Raw genomic sequence first — 1,127 nt, forward strand, 5'->3', positions numbered from 1 at the left:
TGGTCCCATAATCGCCGTCACTTTACCTTCAGGAACATGCAGATCAATACCATCAAAGATCGTGCGATTTCCTCGTGAAAAAGTGAGGTTGTTCACGGTGACTAAATCGTTGTTCGACATATCATCTCTTCTACTGTCAGAGCATTAACGCTCGCAGAGTTGTCAAGTCAATCCACTTCCGAATAGCGCTAAGGGTTCCCTATCGCCACTTCGGTACATTTATTAGGCTGCAATCATAAGCACATTGGCTTGGAATTTAAAGCACTGTTCGATTAAATAAAGCCGACCAAATTCAAGCTATTCTCCATAAATTATGGCCTGATCGTCACCAAGTGTTTAAATCCTAGACCAGAATCGTCACTTTATTTGCAATGATTGAATGAGTGACAATTACATACATTTTCGTTACTAACCTTTAATTTATTCGTTGTTTATCTTCCATTTTAAGCTGCAAAAGGTCAAAATTAGCGGTTACTCATTTCACTCATTTAATACGTAGGAATTCTCATGCTCGAAGCCGTAGCGTTGCTTATCGTCGGTCTTGTTTTACTTGTTTGGAGCGCAGATAAACTTGTTTTTGGCTCTGCAGCGATAGCCCGCAACGTCGGTATTTCACCCTTAGTGATCGGTATGACCATTCTTGCAATGGGCACATCAGCACCAGAAATGATGGTGTCAGCAACAGCCGCTTGGGACGGTAAAACCGATACCGCTGTCGGTAACGTTTTGGGTTCAAACATTGCTAACATTGCCCTTATCCTAGGTATTACTGCACTGATCAAACCTCTTTCTATTAGTTCTGCAGTTATCCGTCGCGAATTACCATTAATGATCGCGGTAACTGTGTTAGCTGGGATTTTACTGTGGAACAGCCACCTTGGTTTTTATGAAGGTGTCTTACTATTTGTTCTGTTTGGTGCTTTTTTATTTGCTATGTTGCAAATCAGCCGCAAAGAACAAAAATCTGGCGATGCGTTTCTTGAAGATCAAGAATCAGAAATCCCACAAGGCGTTAGCAACCCTAAGGCCATCATGTGGGTGGTTATCGGTTTAATATTGCTTCCTTTGGCAGCAAGCCTGCTGGTCGACAATGCGGTTATTATTGCTAAGCATTTCGGCATGAGCGA

General features: G+C 42.1%; 2 pseudogenes. One reads left to right on the forward strand and one right to left on the reverse strand.

Annotated elements, in window-relative coordinates:
* A pseudogene (locus R8O10_RS23915) lies at window positions 1–120 on the reverse strand (phospholipid ABC transporter ATP-binding protein MlaF); the annotation flags it as partial.
* Window positions 121–507: 387 nt separating this feature from the next.
* Between R8O10_RS23915 and R8O10_RS23920 the strand changes: the two are divergent.
* Window positions 508–1,127: pseudogene (locus tag R8O10_RS23920) on the forward strand (calcium/sodium antiporter); the annotation flags it as partial.

This window comes from Vibrio sp. 1727, from assembly GCF_033344415.1.
Lineage (GTDB): Bacteria > Pseudomonadota > Gammaproteobacteria > Enterobacterales > Vibrionaceae > Vibrio > Vibrio alginolyticus.